This is a genomic window from Sphingobacterium sp. N143, assembly GCF_030325625.1.
In the GTDB taxonomy this organism is placed as follows: Bacteria; Bacteroidota; Bacteroidia; order Sphingobacteriales; family Sphingobacteriaceae; genus Sphingobacterium.
This window is the reverse complement of record NZ_JACAIS010000008.1, coordinates 213,497-230,064: the sequence shown is the minus strand read 5'-3', so window position 1 is coordinate 230,064 and position 16,568 is coordinate 213,497. Positions and strand designations below refer to the sequence as shown.

Annotated in this window: 15 protein-coding genes; 12 read left to right on the top strand and 3 right to left on the bottom strand. The window is 40.9% G+C overall.

Annotation, left to right across the window (positions count from 1 at the left end; genetic code table 11):
• The first annotated feature begins 14 nt into the window (after positions 1–14).
• Together HX021_RS16345 and HX021_RS16340 are read left to right on the top strand one after the other, a co-directional pair.
• On the top strand, positions 15–1,157 hold the full coding sequence (locus HX021_RS16345) for a TlpA disulfide reductase family protein (RefSeq protein WP_286591557.1): 1,143 nt from the start codon (positions 15–17) through the stop codon (positions 1,155–1,157).
• 464 nt (positions 1,158–1,621) lie between these two features.
• A complete protein-coding gene (locus HX021_RS16340) occupies positions 1,622–4,561 on the top strand; it encodes a M16 family metallopeptidase (RefSeq protein WP_286591556.1) in 2,940 nt (979 codons plus the stop codon).
• A gap of 219 nt (positions 4,562–4,780) precedes the next feature.
• On the opposite strand, the gene HX021_RS16335 is transcribed toward HX021_RS16340, so the two are convergent.
• Complete coding sequence (locus HX021_RS16335) at positions 4,781–5,416, bottom strand: hypothetical protein (RefSeq protein ID WP_286591555.1); 636 nt, start codon at positions 5,414–5,416, stop codon at positions 4,781–4,783.
• A 120-nt stretch (positions 5,417–5,536) separates the two neighbouring features.
• Positions 5,537–5,791: a hypothetical protein gene (locus HX021_RS16330; protein ID WP_286591554.1), complete on the bottom strand. Its 255-nt coding sequence runs from the start codon at positions 5,789–5,791 to the stop codon at positions 5,537–5,539.
• A gap of 187 nt (positions 5,792–5,978) precedes the next feature.
• On the opposite strand from HX021_RS16330, the gene istA reads away from it, so the two are divergent.
• From istA to HX021_RS16315, 3 genes are all read left to right on the top strand, one after another.
• A complete protein-coding gene (gene istA / locus HX021_RS16325) occupies positions 5,979–7,556 on the top strand; it encodes an IS21 family transposase (protein ID WP_286591553.1) in 1,578 nt (525 codons plus the stop codon).
• 34 nt (positions 7,557–7,590) lie between these two features.
• A complete protein-coding gene (gene istB, locus HX021_RS16320; RefSeq protein WP_286591552.1) occupies positions 7,591–8,307 on the top strand; it encodes an IS21-like element helper ATPase IstB in 717 nt (238 codons plus the stop codon).
• A gap of 543 nt (positions 8,308–8,850) precedes the next feature.
• Positions 8,851–9,066 carry a cyclic nucleotide-binding domain-containing protein gene (locus tag HX021_RS16315; protein WP_286591551.1) on the top strand — a complete coding sequence of 72 codons (216 nt, stop codon included), beginning with the start codon at positions 8,851–8,853 and terminating at the stop codon, positions 9,064–9,066.
• Positions 9,067–9,257: 191 nt separating this feature from the next.
• Here HX021_RS16315 and HX021_RS16310 read toward each other — a convergent pair whose 3' ends face one another.
• Positions 9,258–10,163, bottom strand: coding sequence for a helix-turn-helix domain-containing protein (locus HX021_RS16310; RefSeq protein ID WP_286591550.1), 906 nt, complete (start codon positions 10,161–10,163; stop codon positions 9,258–9,260).
• A 157-nt stretch (positions 10,164–10,320) separates the two neighbouring features.
• On the opposite strand from HX021_RS16310, the gene HX021_RS16305 reads away from it, so the two are divergent.
• From HX021_RS16305 to HX021_RS16275, 7 genes are all read left to right on the top strand, one after another.
• Positions 10,321–11,142 (top strand): SDR family NAD(P)-dependent oxidoreductase, encoded by an 822-nt coding sequence (locus HX021_RS16305; RefSeq protein WP_282636122.1) that lies wholly within the window; start codon positions 10,321–10,323, stop codon positions 11,140–11,142.
• A 34-nt stretch (positions 11,143–11,176) separates the two neighbouring features.
• Positions 11,177–11,404, top strand: a complete 228-nt coding sequence (locus HX021_RS16300; RefSeq protein ID WP_286591549.1) for a hypothetical protein — start codon at positions 11,177–11,179, stop codon at positions 11,402–11,404.
• 204 nt (positions 11,405–11,608) lie between these two features.
• Positions 11,609–12,151, top strand: a complete 543-nt coding sequence (locus tag HX021_RS16295) for a carboxymuconolactone decarboxylase family protein (protein ID WP_077433726.1) — start codon at positions 11,609–11,611, stop codon at positions 12,149–12,151.
• A 174-nt stretch (positions 12,152–12,325) separates the two neighbouring features.
• Entirely contained in the window at positions 12,326–13,150 is an 825-nt protein-coding gene (locus tag HX021_RS16290) for an SDR family NAD(P)-dependent oxidoreductase (protein ID WP_077435763.1), read from the top strand.
• Between the two features lie 125 nt (positions 13,151–13,275).
• Positions 13,276–14,166 carry a helix-turn-helix domain-containing protein gene (locus HX021_RS16285; protein WP_286591547.1) on the top strand — a complete coding sequence of 297 codons (891 nt, stop codon included), beginning with the start codon at positions 13,276–13,278 and terminating at the stop codon, positions 14,164–14,166.
• Between the two features lie 588 nt (positions 14,167–14,754).
• Complete coding sequence (locus HX021_RS16280) at positions 14,755–15,690, top strand: NADP-dependent oxidoreductase (protein WP_286591545.1); 936 nt, start codon at positions 14,755–14,757, stop codon at positions 15,688–15,690.
• Between the two features lie 262 nt (positions 15,691–15,952).
• Positions 15,953–16,396, top strand: a complete 444-nt coding sequence (locus HX021_RS16275; protein ID WP_223585004.1) for a carboxymuconolactone decarboxylase family protein — start codon at positions 15,953–15,955, stop codon at positions 16,394–16,396.
• Positions 16,397–16,568 lie beyond the last annotated feature (172 nt).

Here is a 16,568-nt window from a genome sequence, read left to right as displayed (position 1 = left end):
AAGATCTTTACATCATGAAAATTATAAAAATTATCGCATTATTCTTGCTTCCGGTTCTCACCTTCGGGCAGGAGTTCAAGTTCAAGGTTGATATCAGGTTAAAAAATACTAATCCAAAGGCGATGGCATACCTTGTCCAAAATTATGGTTGGACAAATGCCAAAATAGTGGACAGTGTGATATCCGCTAATGGTCATTTCGTGTTTACCGGTGTGCGGGATGAGCCAGAACGCCTAGCGATTGTAATGGATCACCAGGGTATGCACAAGCTTCCTCGTTTCAAAAATGCCGATACAAAGGAAATATTCCTGGAGAAAGGAACGATAACTGTATTGGGGACCGATAGCCTGAAAACAGCCAATATTAAAGGTGGAAAGGTGAATAAAGACTTTCAGCACTACAATCAAACGGTATCGAAACGGGTAGAAGCATTTCAAGAACCGATGCACAAGATGTTTAATAAAGCTGACAATGCGGAGCGTTCAAGCACTGAATTTCAACAGAAACTGGTGAATTGGTTTGATAGAACGAATGCTTACCAGGATTCATTGACACGGATATTTATTACTGAAAATCCAGCCTCTTATGTGAGTTGGTCAATGTTACAACGCATCGCGCAAAAGGATTTCGATGCTACACAAAACGTGGATAGCTTTAAAAAATTAAGTAGCGAAGTAAAAGCTTATCCTTCAGCAGCCCAAGTGGCTAATTATATTCAGGAGCAGAACACCTTAGCTGTTGGCAATCTCGCACCAGACTTTAGCCAGCCGGACACAGTGGGGAAAATGGTTAGTCTCGCAGACTTTCGGGGACAATATGTGCTATTGGATTTTTGGGCTTCTTGGTGCGGCCCTTGCCGCAATGAAAATCCTACGGTTGTAAAAGCCTATCATAAGTTTAAGGATAAAAATTTCACCGTATTGGGTGTCTCCCTAGATGGTGCCAGTCAGCGGGAGGCCTGGATAAATGCGATCCATAGTGATGGTTTGCCTTGGACCCAGGTGGCAGACTTGAAAGGCTGGAAAAATGAAGCTGCACGACTTTACAAAGTTATGTCTATCCCGCGTAATTTCTTAATTGATCCGACGGGAAAGATTGTCGCCAGAAATCTTCGTGGTCCGGCTTTGGAACAGTATTTAGCTAAGTTTTTAAATTAACGTGTTGAATAAGTTCATGTTGTGGCAAGTGCTGAAGAGCTGTATCAGGCCAAATATTTTCGGTAGGAATCGATAGTACCTCACAGCCGCCCTTGGTACACTGGTAAGCTTCGCAACAAGTCGCTTACTCGGACGGTGGAATCGACGGGGATATGGGTTGCCCTCTGTCTAGTAAATGAAGGGAGCACCGAATATGGTGCTCCTTTTTTTAATCAGCATTATTGCCTCAATATCCAACCTTTCAGCAGTATATGTCAAAACAGGAGAGAAGAAAGCTGAAAAAAATCCTTTTTTCTATAACATGATGATGAATTTTCTGAATAATGTATTGCCTAGTATCAATATTTCTATAAATTTTATCGTTTTTTACCTGATATATTGATAATTGTTTGGTTAAACTTTAATATTGTTGGAAATATTATTGCCAACTATTGTCAAGATTATGTTCTCTAAATTGTTTATTTATGAATAGAAAAATGAAAACAGTAGCTTTCCTATCGCTATTGTTTATTACGACCGGAATTCAGGCTCAGGTCGGAAAATACCAATGGAAAGAGACCTCAGAGGGGGGCTATACCTATAAATACGTGACCAATGACCCGGTTCAAACGCGGTTTTACAAATTGAAAAATGGATTGACCGTCATTTTAAGCCCAAATAACAAGCAACCTCGCATACAGGCTTATATTGCAACCAAGGCTGGTAGCAAAACAGATCCAAAAGATCATACTGGGCTCGCACATTACCTGGAACACATGCTTTTTAAGGGAACTGACAAGTTTGGTAGTTTGGACTGGTCCAAGGAAAAACCGCTGCTGGACGAGATTGACAATCTCTATGAAAAATACAACCATAGTACCGACGCGAATGAACGTACTGCTATCTATAAAGAAATCGACCGTGTATCAGGGGAGGCATCAAAATATGCTATTCCGAATGAATATGATAAACTGATGAGCAGCATGGGCTCGAAGGGTACAAATGCATTTACCTCATTTGAGCAAACTGTCTACGTCGAAGATATCCCCAGCAATGTGATCGATAAGTATCTGACCGTACAAGCGGAGCGATTCCGAAATCCCATCCTCCGATTATTCCACACAGAGCTTGAATCGGTCTACGAAGAAAAAAATATAAGTTTAGATAACGATAATAGAAAATCGATCGAAGCTATTTTTGCGGCCATGTTTCCCAATAATAACTATGGTAAGCAAACCGTTTTGGGCTCTGTGGAGCACCTTAAAAATCCATCGCTCAAAGCCATCCGTGAATATTACAACACCTATTATGTTCCGAATAATATGGGCGTTATCATGTCGGGTGATTTTAATCCAACCGATGTGATTAAGCGCATTGACAAGGCATTTTCAGGCATGAAATCCAAACCTGTGCCAGCATACGCCTTTGGCAAAGAGCAGCCCATCACAAATCCGATTTCAAGGACGATCAAAGGCCCTGCTTCTGAATATGTCTTAATGGGTTTTCGTTTCCCGGGGGCAGCACATCCAGATGCGCAGATCCTCAATTTAATGGCTAATGTACTTACCAATGGATCTGCGGGTTTGATCGATCTAAACCTTGTTAAGTCTCAGAAATTATTGGGAGCAGGTGCATTTCCTTATATTCTAAAAGATTATTCGATGCTTATTCTTCAGGGTAACCCGGGCACCGGCCAGAGCCTTGAAGATGTCAAAAAACTGTTGTTAGCGGAATTGGAGAAATTGAAAAAAGGAGATTTCTCTGCAGACCTGTTGACATCTATCATCAATAATGAAAGAAAATCACAGATTAAACTCTTTGAAAACTACTCCAGTACCGCAGAACAGCTTATGTCGGGCTTCAACGCGGAGTTGGATTGGGCAAAAGAGTTGGCTTATACGGACCGCTTAGCTAAGATTACAAAAGAAGATATTGTTCGCTTTGCGAATAAATATATTTCTGACGTCAATTATGTGACGGTCTTCAAGGAAAAAGGTCAGGATGCCAATGTAGATAAAGTAGTCAAGCCAGCCATTACGCCTATTACGGTCAATCGGAATGTAGAGTCTGCATTTTTGAAACAGATCAACGCAATGCCGGAGCAGAATATCAGCCCCAAATGGATAGATTTTGATCAGGAGATTTCCAAGTCAAAGCTGAAGGATTTGGATGTATTAGCTGTTCAAAACAAAGATAACGAACTATTCTCCCTGACTTATCATTATGATTTTGGTAGCTGGGACAATAAGTTACTGGGCTTGGCCGTCGGATACCTGGAATTTTTAGGTACAAAGAGTAGGAGCAGTGAAGAGTTTAGCAAAGCATTCTATAAGCTGGCGTCAGACTTTTCAGTTTCTTCTGGAAATGAAGAAAGCAGTGTCTCTATTTCCGGTTTGGGGAGTAATTTTAAGGAGTCGGTCGGTCTGTTGCAAGATCTGATGCATAACTGTGTAGCGGATGAGCGGGCATTTACCGCATTCATTGAACGTGTTAAAAAATCCCGGACCAATGCCAAGGAGAACAAAGCTTCTATCATGGAGGGGCTAAAAGCATATGCTCGTTATGGGGCCAAAAACCCATTTAATTATACCTATACGGATCAAGAATTGGATGGATTAAAAGCTTCGGACCTCGTAGCGGTATTGCATAAGTTAGCGAATGCGAAACACCGTATTCTCTATTATGGACCGGAGCCTGTAAATGAGTTGGTGAAAAATCTGACACCGCTAAAAAACGATAACACGGCCTATGCAACAATAGAAAAGGGTGTAAAATTTGTAGAAAAGCCTACTGATGAGAGCAAAGTCTTTTTTGCACAGTATGGTATGAAGCAGGTTGAAGTATTCTGGATCAGAAATTCAGGGTTATTTGATAAAAACCAACTTCCGACGGTTACATTTTTCAATGGATACTTTGGAGGCGGTATGGGCAGTATTGTATTCCAGACACTTCGGGAATCTAAAGCACTGGCCTATACGACTTATGCCTACTATGGACAACCACAAAAGAAAGAAAACCATGGCATGGTCGGTGCTTATATAGGAACGCAATCTGATAAGTTTAAAGATGCTGTAGGCGGTATGAATGAGCTTTTGAATGAATTGCCAGAATCAGCTGTAGGCTTGGAATCCGTGCGTACGAATTTGTTAAAATCACTGGCTAGTGAACGTATCACAGGGACTGGTATCCTTTCAAGCTATATGGCAGCACAACGCCGTGGACTGACAGAAGATTCAAGAAAAATGATCTTTGAAAAGATTCCTCACTTGACATACAGCGATCTTAAACAATTTCACAGCGATAATATAAGCCGTAAGCCGTATATCTATTGCATTGTAGGAGAGGAGAAGGACCTGAATCAGGATAATATTACAGCGCTTGGTAAAATAAGTAAGCTTAGCTTAAATGAAATCTTTGGATACTAATCCAAACGGCAAAGATAGTTTTAATAGTTTATAATTGTATTGTTTTAGGGACCGCGTTGGCATACGTCGGTCCCTTTGTTTTCCTATAAATCGCTAGCTCCCAAATTCGCGGAGAAAATTTAGAGCGACGTAGCTTCTTCTGCTTTGGGCCAAGCCATAATTACATTTGGCCCAAAATAAAATTATCGAACAATTAGGTCGCAAAGCCAGTAGCACAGGCTATTTCTTTTTAACGTATATATATTTGATGCCGTACCAAGCGACTTCATCGTTCTCATTTTTCATATCTTCAGGGCTTTTAAAAAGGTATTTATTGTCATTGAAATAATATGTATCCGATATTTCACCCGAATTGTGACCATTTTCAGCATACAAATAGGGCGGCGTGAACTTTTGAAAACTATAAAAACGCACATATTGCTCCACTGTATCTTTCTTTCGCATACCATAAAATTCCCAAAATCTTGCATAGCGGTTCCACCGGAAAACACTGTCTTTCCGTTGCTCAAACCTAAAATCATTGATTTCATACTTATAGGGTCTTTCGAAGGTACTGTCTTTGGTAACGGTCAGCGTATCGTACTGATAACTGCTCAGCTTGGTAGAATTCCAAAAAGTTTCCGGTCCTTCCTGTGCAGATATATCAACACCGCCCTTGAGCGACCCTCTATATGCTTTAAAAACGATGACATCTTTCCGTAAAAACAGAAAGGTATCTCTAATGGCTTTGACTGGCTCTTCGGGCTTTTCTATAACTTTTTCTGGTATCTCTGGTATACTGTTATCTTTGTTGCATCCATAGATAAAAATGGCGGCAGAAAATAGAAATAAAGCAATCCTACGTGTTGTTTTCATAAAATTATTTTTTCATTACCTAATGTTGTTGCTGTAATTTATTGTTTTGATATATGTTTATTTCTCCAAACAATACTCCAAGATAGCAATATTTAGATTGGTTCAATACAAAACAAAAGATTATTTTGAGCCAAACGCCTCTGTACATGAGGCTATACTATCACTATTCTTGTCGGTAGACCAGGTCTTTGCTGAGACAGTGTTCTCCCAAGACATTTTTATAAGCCGGCTATGCGCATTTTGTGGAATGATACTTTTTGATGTTGGCAGGTAAAAATGGTTTTTATTTCCGCTGCTCAAGGTATTGCGTAGATCGGGGATCTTTTTGAGGTTACGCTGCAAGGCTGGATATACTTGAACAAGCTGACCCCTCAAAATTGAATTAGATTTAGGGATGCATATTTCGTTTAAAGCTGTTATTCAACTGCCATACTGGCTGATGTTGACCCCCTAATTCATTTTTCAGTTCATTGCGCTGGAGCGTGCTGACCCCTTAGCAAGTAGTTTTTGTTACTTAGTGATCAAACAATTCGGATCACTGATGGCTGGAAAACCAAAACGAATGAGTCAGATAAAGCAATTAATCAGATTGTACCAGAGCGGTAGCGGAATAAAAACAATCGCCCGCATCCTTGGTATGAGCAAGAATACGGTGAAGTCCTATCTTAAAAAGATGGCTGACGGCGGTTTCAATACGGAAGACCTTCTTAAACAGGAGGATCCCCTGTTGGAAAAGTCGTTCCACGCAGGGAATCCTGCTTACAAGGCAGACAAGTTTGAGTACCTAAAAAGCCGTCTTGACTATTATGAAAAAGAACTTAAACGTACCGGAGTTACCAAACTGTTGCTCTGGCAGGAATATATAGAAAGTGATCCCACGGGTTATAGCTATCCACAGTTCAACTATCATTTAAGGCAACAGCTTATCTCGCGCAAGGGCAGCATGGTGATTGAACATACCGCCGGTGATAAACTATATATTGACTTTTCCGGAAAAAAACTCCATTATATTGACAGATCCACCGGGGAGCTGGTCGCCTGTGAGGTCTTTGTGGCCTGCCTGCCCTTTTCAGACTATGCATTTGCCATCGCTGTACCATCTCAGCAGACCCCCGACTTTTTTTATGCACTGAGCAGCTGCCTGGAGTCCCTTGGCGGTGTACCAAAGGCCATTGTCCCCGACAATCTCAAAGCAGCGGTCATCAAGGCCGATAAATATGAGCCGGTCCTGAACCAGTCCATGGAAGACTTTGCCAATCACTACGGCACAGCTGTGGTTCCAGCACGTGCAGGCCGCCCAAAAGACAAATCATTGGTAGAAAATCAGGTAAAAATGATCTATACCCGTGTTTTTGCACCACTGAGAAACAGGCAGTTCTTTGATATCCATACGCTCAATGAAGCTATAAAGGTCTGTATGTTAAAGCACAACCAGACCCGGATGCAGCAAAAGCCATACTGCCGGGAAGAGCGGTTCTTAAGTTCCGAAAAATCAACATTGGGCGAACTTCCCAAAGAACGCTTCGAGCTGAAGAGCTACGCTGAACTCAAAGTTGGAGATAACGGACATATCTATCTGCAGCGCAATAAACACTATTACAGCGTACCCTTCGCTTATATCGGAACAAAGGTAAAGATCATTTACACACGCAATATGCTCTGGATCTATTGTCGGGGCAAACAGATTGCCTCGCACATACGCAGTTACAGGGAAAATGCGTACACCACTCTGGCGACACATTTAAAGTCCGAACATCAGGCGTATAAGAACCGCTCGCATGAAACGTACCTGACAAGGGCAAAAGCACACTCTGCGGAGTTCGCCAGACTTCTGGAGATACTCTTTGAGCGGGCGCATTATCCCGAGCAGTTATTCCGTACCTGTGACGGACTGTTCAGGCTAAAACGGGACTTCCCGGCAGAACAGTTTGACAAAGCATGTAGTTACGTACTAAAAAATAAGCTATATACCTACTACTACTTTAGGAATGTACTTGAAAATGGAACAGCAAACAGTCAGCAGGAAACTTCCGTAAAAAGCTCCCTGCCAGAGCATGCCAATATCAGGGGAAGAGGGTATTATGCAGGCAGCCAGCCGACACTGTTTGATCAGTCAAACGATGGATCCGCAATACAGTGATGAATAGAATAAAATAAACAAATAATAAAATAAGATGAATATTGAAACACAGATGAGAGCGTTACGCTTACACGGTATGGAGCGTAACTGGAAAGCATTGAATGAAACCCGTCGCAGTACAGAACTCACCCTTTTCGAAGGACTGTCCCTATTGCTGCAGGCAGAATCAGATGAAAGGGATGAAAAAAGGTTTGAGCGCCTCAAACAGAATGCCGGGTTCCGCTATCAGGCTTCCATAGAGGAGATAAACATGGTCGCTACCAGAGGTTTGGACAAGGGATTGATCACTACGCTGGCTACCGGCGAGTACATCAAAAAAGGAGATCCGATACTCATCAGCGGTGCTACGGGCTGTGGGAAGAGCTTCCTCTCTTCAGCATTGGGCCATCATGCTTGTGCCCAAGGGTATAAAGTCCTGTACTTTAACCTGCAAAAACTACTCCTAAAGACTAAAATGGCCCGCCTGGAAGGTACACTGCACAAGCTGATGGACAGGATATCAAAAACAGACCTACTTATTGTCGATGACTTTGGCCTGGTAAATCTGGACCAGCAGCAAAGGCTGGATCTGATGGAAATAATTGAAGATAGACACGCTAAAGCCTCGACAATAATTGCCAGTCAGCTACCTGTGGCCAGTTGGTATGATGTAATCGGTGAAGATACAATTGCAGACGCAATACTCGATAGACTGATCCATGGATCTTACAGAATCGAACTTAAAGGTGAAAGTCTAAGAAAAAAGAAGTAATATTGTCAGGTCATCAGTTGGACTGAAGAAAGCCTTGATAGAGGGGTCAATATGTCCAGCGGAGGGGTCAACATCGACATTATATCCAGCAAGGCCGCAAAAAATGCTTTTGCGGATTTGTCAGCTTGCTTCATGATCTGCTGCAGGTGGATAATTTCGCTTGCCTGAACCGCGGTTTATCGTTTCAATATAGGCTTGCGCCTGATATTTTTCCATCGTTTCGCCGCAATACTGAAAAAACAGCTCTGCAGGTATGCAATCCAAAAGCACGGGCCCATTTTCTTTTTTGTATTTAATTTAACTAATATTGCATATTTACTCTTCAGATCAACATGTCACCAATGGTCAAAGACTTTTGACCATCCACAACATAAACTTCGTAAAAGGTAACGCCTAATTTTTTGATGCCCTGAATGTAGGTTGGCGAGTATGTAAGGTTATATAACTTATTTTTTACTATCTTAAATCCAGGCTGTACTGCCGGCAGAAGTCCTGGTCATTCGCCAACATGCCCTCGATGATCTACTGGAAAAGCACCCAGTCATGGAAAAGTATTTTCGCATGGTGTATCAGAAAGCTTATGCCGCTGCACAGATGCGCGTCAAGATGCTTTATGAGCACTCCAGGGAAGAGCTATACCGTCAATTCCTCAAGAATCAGCCTGCATTTCTGCAGCGCGTACCTCAATATCTCGTGGCTTCCTACCTGGGCTTTACACCCGAGTATCTCAGCGAAATCCGCAAAAAGAATTTTTCTTAAAGCCTTTTAAGTTTTTCCGGCTCTCCATTTTCCAAATTTGTAGTATCAAATTAAAAAATAAGAAACACGGAAAAACGAATCAACATCAGCACAACGGAACCACAGGCATTCAAAGCGGCTACCAAATTTTTCAACGAGGAGGAGAGCAGGTCAATTTCAAACATTTTGTACTATTACCCATAATTATGAAATCAATTTTTGGTTTCCTTAAATTGGGCAGGTGTAATACCCACCAATTTTTTAAACAAACGGGTAAAATATGAAGGGCTTTCAAATCCCAGACCATAGGCAATGCCAGAAATGCTGCTGTCCGATCCCAGCAATAGATTTTTCGCCTCTTTAATCAGGTAAATATGGACATGTTCCAGAGCGGTTTTTCCGGTTTCCTGTTTAAGAAGATCGCTCAGATACCTGCTTGATAGAAAAAGTTCTCCCGCAAGGTAATTTACGGTGGGCAAACCTTCTTTAAGTTGCAGCTTCTTATCAAAATAGTTCTGTAATACTGTCTGAAACCTTTTTAGCGTGGTTCCCGAAACGTTATTACTTCGATCCACAAACTGTCTTCTATAAAAGCGGTCGGAATATTTTAGGATGGAATCAATATGTGATAGTATAATTTCACGGCTGAATTCATCGGAGTTTTCGTCATATTCCTTGCGTATTTTTTCGTAGAGCTCCCACATGATAACCTCCTCAGCAGGAGATAGGTGCAGGGCTTCATTTATTTCATACTCAAAATAGCCATAGTTTTTGATCTGGTCATGCAGAATATGGCCGGCCAGATAATCCTCATGAAAAAATATAACAAAACCCTTTTCTGCAAACTGTACATTACTGACCTCAATAACTTGCCTTGGCTTCATAAAAACGGTGGATCCATTACTGTGGTCATATTTCGTTTTGCCATATAGCACATAGCCCGATTTGATCTTTTTCAGAGCAACCATATAAAAGTCTCCGGTGAACCTGTCTTCTCCGACCGAATAGGTCATAAGTTCTTTACAGGTCATCAGGCTCAATAGTGGATGCTTCGGAGGTTCAAAGCCACTTTTTTCATGAAGTTCGGTTATGCTTTTATAATGATTGATCTTTTCCAATGTCTCTAATTTTAGGAATTTGCTTGTTGAAATGTTTCAAAATTACATTTTCGTAAATCTGTGCTATTCTTCCGCTGATATGGAGTAGAGCAGAGGCCGGTTCTGGATATAACTTTGTCTTATCAAAATAACAAATAATAATTTAAACAATAACAAAATGGCAAAGACAATTTTTATTACAGGAGCAACTTCAGGATTTGGAAAACTTTGGACAGAAGCACTATTGCAACGTGGGGACAACGTCGTAGCAACTTCCAGAAAAGCGAATGCTTTTACAGCATTATCAGAAAAGTATGGTGATCAGTTATTACCGTTACAGCTGGATATTACCGATAGAGAAGCTGTATTTGCTACCGTAAACAAAGCCAAGGAACATTTCGGTCAGCTTGATGTGGTGATCAACAATGCGGGGTATGGCGTTTTTGGTGCAGTGGAAGAAATCGGTGAAAAAGTAGCCCGGGATGTTTTCGATGCAAATCTGTTCGGAACACTATGGGTGACACAGGCAGCACTGCCAATCCTCAGAGCACAGGGACATGGGCATATCATCCAGCTTTCAAGTGTACTGGGCGTATGGAGCCTTCCGACTTTAGGCATTTACAACGCCACAAAATTTGCGGTGGAAGGCCTCAGTGAGGCGCTGGCCAGTGAGGTTAAAGATTTTGGCATCCATGTAACGCTCATAGAACCAAATGGCTATAAAACAGAATTTGGTGGAAGTTCGGCAGTTTTTGGCGATCAGTTGGATGTGTATAATCCGCTAAAGGAAAGCCTAACTAAGATTGAAGGACTTGGCCCTGATGATTACGGTACACCTGAAGCTACTGTTCCAGCAATCTTAACACTGATCGACAGTGAAAATCCGCCGTTAAGATTATTCCTGGGCAAATTGGGTTATGTCAAAACTGAAAGGGTGTATGGTGAAAAACTTCAACAGTGGAAGGAATGGAAAGATGTTTCAGAAGCAGCGCACGGGTAATCCCGTGCTTTTTTACACATAGTTAAACATCGTTATGAAAGCCCAAAAAATAGAATATTTACACATCAGCACCCTGCTCGCCTTTATCCTCATTCCGCTTGGAGGACTTACCACCGATATTTATATTCCCTCGCTGCCGGCGATGGCAGGTGATCTGGGCGTTTCCATGCAGCAGGTGCAGCTTTCCTTATTGCTTTTCATGGTAAGCTCAGGACTCAGCCAGCTTTTTATCGGGAGTATATTGGATAGCTTTGGGAGATGACAGGCGGCGGTATTTACGTCATTAGTTCCATTGCCGGTTACGTCCTTATCAATTTATTTGAGATAAAAAATGTTCAGAGCATTGCAATGGTCAATCTACTGATCGTGGTTTTGACTTTCCTTGGGATTTTTATTTTTAAAAGATCAGTCGTTAGACGGGGGTGAAATTGAAAGATTCAAGTAAACAATAATAAATAATAAGAATATGAAAACTATTACAGTTCCAAACAAAGAACAATTGAGCGAAGAAGCTCAGGTCATTTTATCATCAGTAGAGAAAAAAATGGGCAAGATCCCGAACCTTTATGCTACTATCGGATATTCTTCATCAGCTTTAAAAGCGATGCTGGAAACAGAAGCAACCTTAGCGCATCATTCTTCTTACACCGCAAAGGAAAGGGAAGCGATCAACTTGGTGGTGTCCCAGGTAAATGATTGTGATTATTGTCTTGCTGCACATACCATGCTGGCTAAATTAAATGGTTTTAGTGAGGAGGACACTTTAGCAATCAGAAAGGGAAGTGTTGAGGATGTTAAATTGGATGCCATTATAAAACTTGCCCAATCGATCGCAAACAATAAAGGCAATGCCGGAAATGCTGCACTGGAAGACTTCTATAAAGCTGGTTTGGATGAGAAGGCGCTTGTAGAACTTACAGCCTTGGTTGCCCTTAGAAGTTTTACGAATTATGTTTTTGCAAATACCCAGATCCCGATTGATTTTCCGGCAGCAAAAAGTTTATCATAAGTATTTTAATTGAAGTGTTGGTGAGAGCTTCTTTTAGAAATGGAAGGAGCTCTCTTTTTAACTAAGGTGTACAGCTAAAGCTATATCGTAATTATGTGCTATTCTTCAGCTGAAATGAGTTAGTGTATAAGTATGGATAAGGATAATTTTGGATTAACAAAAAAAGAATAAACAATGAGCAAAATAATTTTTATAACAGGAGCTTCCAAAGGATTTGGAAAATTATGGGCTGAGGCCTTACTTAAAAGAGGCGATAAAGTTGCTGCTTCCGCTAGAAATATTGAAGCGTTGCAGGATTTAAAAGAGAAGTACGGTGACAGCATTCTTCCTGTGAAACTGGATGTCAACAACCGTACAGAAGTTTTTGAAGTAGTGGAGAAAGTAGAAAAACACTTTGGAAGAATTGATGTTTTGATTAATAATGCTGGTTTTGGTTTATTCGGAACGACGGAAGAAACAACAGAACAGCAGGCGAGAGACCAAATGGAAACCAACTTTTTTGGTTCACTTTGGGTAGCACAAGCAATTTTACCGGTGATGAGAAAACAAAGAAGTGGACATATCATTCAGATTTCCAGCTTTTTGGGGTTAACGACGCTACCGCTTTTAGGATTGTACAATGCTTCAAAGTTTGCAGTCGAAGGACTAATTGAAACGATTGGTTCAGAAACAGCACATTTGGGAATCAAAACCACATTAATTGAACCTAATGGATTTGCAACGGATTGGGCAGGAGCTTCAGCGGTTCAGACTTCTTCGGATATTACCGATTACAATCCAGTACGAGAGGCATTTGCGGAAACAGGGGATAATCCTGATACATGGGGAAAACCTGAATCGACAGTAGTGCCAGTTTTGAATCTTATTGACAATCAAAATCCTCCACAAAGATTATTGTTCGGTAAAATTGCTTATCACGTAGTCAATGAGGTTTACACCAAAAGATTGAACGATATCCAAAATTGGAAAGAGGTCAGCATTGCCGCACATGGGCATTAGATTTATTAGGAATGATCCGCGCAAAGAAATTGTTTTCTACAGTTGTACTGGTTTGCTTTTTTAGCTTAACTTCAGAGAATCAGTTGTAATAGAAAGAGATTGTCGAACATTCGAAAAAAAATAAAATGAAACATTATAAAACCCTCACAGAATTGCACACCGGAAATGGCTGGGACGCTCCGGAGCATCCGCTCTTTAGTATGATCGGCTGTCAGGCGGCCTGTCCGCTGGGAAATAGGGAATTTACCACAGATTGCTACATTATCGCTTTCAAAAAAATAAAATCAGGGATGTTTATGTACGGACGTACAAAATACGACCACGATAATGGCTGTCTATTTTTTGCCAAACCACGGCAGATCATTGAAATGAAAGACCTTGAATTTGAAGAAAAAGGCTATATGTTGATGATTCACGAAGATTACTTGAACGGTCACGAGCTCTTTAAAAGCATTAACAATTATGGCTTCTTTGACTACGATGTAACGGAAGCGCTGCAACTTTCTCCAAAAGAAGAGCAGATTATTCTGGAGCTTCACGCGAAAATTCAGGGCGAATATTTTAATAATCCCGATGAATACAGCCGTGAGATTATCTTGAGTCATATATCATCGATTTTGAAATATGCACAGCGCTTTTACAAAAGACAGTTTATCGACAGAGAGCAGGTTATTGGAAAAACAGCATCTAGATTCAATGATATCCTTAAAAAATATATTGATGAAGGAGGTCTGAAAAAAAGCGGGTTGCCAAGCGTTACCAATATTGCCGACCAGATGTTTATTTCGCCACGTTATTTAAGTGACGTACTGAAACAGGAAACAGGGAAAACTGCTTTGGAACTCATTCATATATTTTTGATTTCAGAGGCTAAAAATCTATTGAGGTTGGGAGAGAAGGGAGTTGCGGAAATAGCCTATCACTTAGGATTCGAGAATGCTTCTTATTTTACAAAATTATTTAAGAAACAGACAGGTCTGAGACCTTTGGAATTCAGAAAATCACAGCTGAACTAATTACTGCAATTCTGCTTGTTAAAGTCACAAGGAAACTTCATTAGTGTCCTGTGACTTTTTTTTATGATCCTATCCCCGGATTATTAATAATATTATGACTTTTTCGTTGGCGGCGAACAAGCAACTTTTGCTTAGAGAAGCGCTAAGCTTTCCTGGATTATCCTCCGTTATTGGAGGATTTTACATTTCCGTACATCTGTGCTATTCTTTCCGTAAAATGGACTATTTATCCGCTGCAGTGCAATATAACTTTGCTATATCAAAAACAAAGCAAGTTATGAAGATAATAATTGGATTGATAACATTTATAGCAGCCGTTTCATCGGTAAAAGCACAGCTCATTCCCGTAGCAAGGAGTGCCAACACAATCTGGGCAGACGCTTGATGGAATGATGACAATGGATATCTATGGATTCCGACAGGCCAGCTGAACCGTTTGGCGGCGTTTGAGAACGGAAAAGGTAAAGTGACATTTCCGGTTGTGATATATAAGCTGAAAATCAATGCGAAACCGCTAAGAAATTGAACTCATTTCAAGATTTAAATTAAAGTAATTCAAATAAATAACATTTAAAAAATATCAATATTATGAAAGCAATTGTATTAAAAGAAGCAGGAAATGTAGACAATTTAGCATACGTAGAATTGGCAAAACCAACCATTAACGAAGGCGAAGTATTAATTCAAGTAAAAGCCATCAGCATCAATCCGGTAGATGTAAAAAGCCGTGCCGGAAAAGGAGTTTACGGAAGAATTAAAACAGAAAATCCATTGATTTTGGGTTGGGATATTTCCGGAATAGTAGAAGAAACTAAAAGTTCAGCTTTTAAAGTTGGCGATGAAGTTTTCGGAATGGTCAATTTTCCAGGCCACGGAAAAGCGTATGCAGAATATGTCGCAGCTCCAGCCAATCAATTAGTCCTAAAGCCCAAAAATATCTCTTTTGAAGACGCCGCGGCTTCCACTTTGGTTGCGCTAACTGCGTATCAGGCTTTGGTTCACCATGCGAATATTCAGCAAGGGCAAAATGTTTTGGTCCACGCAGCTTCTGGTGGAGTAGGACATATCGCTATACAGATTGCCAAATATTTAGGGGCGAAAGTGACGGGAACTTCTTCTCCAAAAAATAAAGATTTTGTCTTGAGTTTAGGTGCAGATTCACATATCGATTATCACGTCTTCGACTGGAAATCAGCAGGCAGAACTTTTGATTTTGTATTGGATACAATTGGCGGGGACAATATCGACCATTCGCTCGAAGTGACCAAAGAAGGCGGTTCCATCATCAGTATTCCGACAGGTCTGAATGAAGATGTAACTTCAAAAGCAGAATCCAAAGGTGTGAAAGGTTATTTTATTCTTGTACAGTCCAGCGGAGAGGATATGAAACAGATCGCTTCTTTATTGGAAAGTGGAGCCGTAAAACCTCATGTTTCCAGATCTTTTCCCTTTGAGCAAATGAGAGCAGCGCATCTGGAACAGGAAACGGGGAGAACGGTTGGTAAAATCGTGATTACTCTATAAAATTGTTTCAGCATTAAAATCAGGACTTTACTTTATTGTACCTGGGATCCTTTTTATATGCTCTTCGTGGTTGCAGCGCCACGCCTGGCCTTCTGTCTGCAGGTAAAATGCAAATGTTGGAAGGCTTAACGTTGCTTCCTATCTAGGCTTTACACCCGAGTATCTCAGCGAAATCCGCAAAAAAAATTTTTCTTAAACCCGTTTAAGTTTTTCCGGCGCTCCATTTTCCAAATTTGCAGTATCAAATTAAAAAATAAGAAAAATGGAAAAACGTATCAACATCAGCACAGCAGAACCACAGGCATTCAAGGCAATGTTAGGATTGGAAGGCTATCTGTCAAAAATTGAGATCTCGCAAACGCTTAAAGAACTCGCCAAAATCCGTGCATCACAGATCAACAACTGTGCTTACTGTATTAGCATGCACACCAAGGATGCCATCAAAAACGGCGAAAGACCAGAGCGTATCTTTTTGTTGAGTGCCTGGAGAGAGGCTACCAAATTTTTCACCGAAGAGGAGCAGACCATACTGGCAATGACGGAGGAAGTAACCCTTATACACCAAAACGGATTAAGTGAAGAAACCTACAGCAAGGCATCCGAGATTTTCTCCGAAAACCAGATCGCTCAGATCATCATGCTCATCGTCACCATCAATGGCTGGAACCGCATTGCTTTGAGTACTCATCTGGAAATAGAAGATTAATACGTACGTTTATAGGGAGCTGTGGAAATGGGCCAGAAGTATTTCATTAGCTCCCTTATTCTGATAAATCCTATAGCAAAGGCGATGTAACGCGGCCAGCAAAAACGAGCAGTGGCCATCAGATTATAATCAACAGAGTTGACCTTCACAACAAAGGAAATTTGAACTCCAC

Bases quoted from the DNA above. Each gene is read 5' to 3' on its own strand.
- HX021_RS16315 (WP_286591551.1), top strand. From the start codon at position 8,851: ATGGAAAAGTATTTTCGCATGGTGTATCAGAAAGCTTATGCCGCTGCA.
- istB (WP_286591552.1), top strand. From the start codon at position 7,591: ATGAATATTGAAACACAGATGAGAGCGTTACGCTTACACGGTATGGAG.
- HX021_RS16285 (WP_286591547.1), top strand. From the start codon at position 13,276: ATGAAACATTATAAAACCCTCACAGAATTGCACACCGGAAATGGCTGG.
- HX021_RS16295 (WP_077433726.1), top strand. From the start codon at position 11,609: ATGAAAACTATTACAGTTCCAAACAAAGAACAATTGAGCGAAGAAGCT.
- HX021_RS16280 (WP_286591545.1), top strand. From the start codon at position 14,755: ATGAAAGCAATTGTATTAAAAGAAGCAGGAAATGTAGACAATTTAGCA.
- HX021_RS16290 (WP_077435763.1), top strand. From the start codon at position 12,326: ATGAGCAAAATAATTTTTATAACAGGAGCTTCCAAAGGATTTGGAAAA.
- HX021_RS16305 (WP_282636122.1), top strand. From the start codon at position 10,321: ATGGCAAAGACAATTTTTATTACAGGAGCAACTTCAGGATTTGGAAAA.
- HX021_RS16345 (WP_286591557.1), top strand. From the start codon at position 15: ATGAAAATTATAAAAATTATCGCATTATTCTTGCTTCCGGTTCTCACC.
- HX021_RS16300 (WP_286591549.1), top strand. From the start codon at position 11,177: ATGAAAGCCCAAAAAATAGAATATTTACACATCAGCACCCTGCTCGCC.
- HX021_RS16275 (WP_223585004.1), top strand. From the start codon at position 15,953: ATGGAAAAACGTATCAACATCAGCACAGCAGAACCACAGGCATTCAAG.
- HX021_RS16340 (WP_286591556.1), top strand. From the start codon at position 1,622: ATGAATAGAAAAATGAAAACAGTAGCTTTCCTATCGCTATTGTTTATT.
- HX021_RS16335 (WP_286591555.1), bottom strand. From the start codon at position 5,416: ATGAAAACAACACGTAGGATTGCTTTATTTCTATTTTCTGCCGCCATT.
- istA (WP_286591553.1), top strand. From the start codon at position 5,979: ATGAGTCAGATAAAGCAATTAATCAGATTGTACCAGAGCGGTAGCGGA.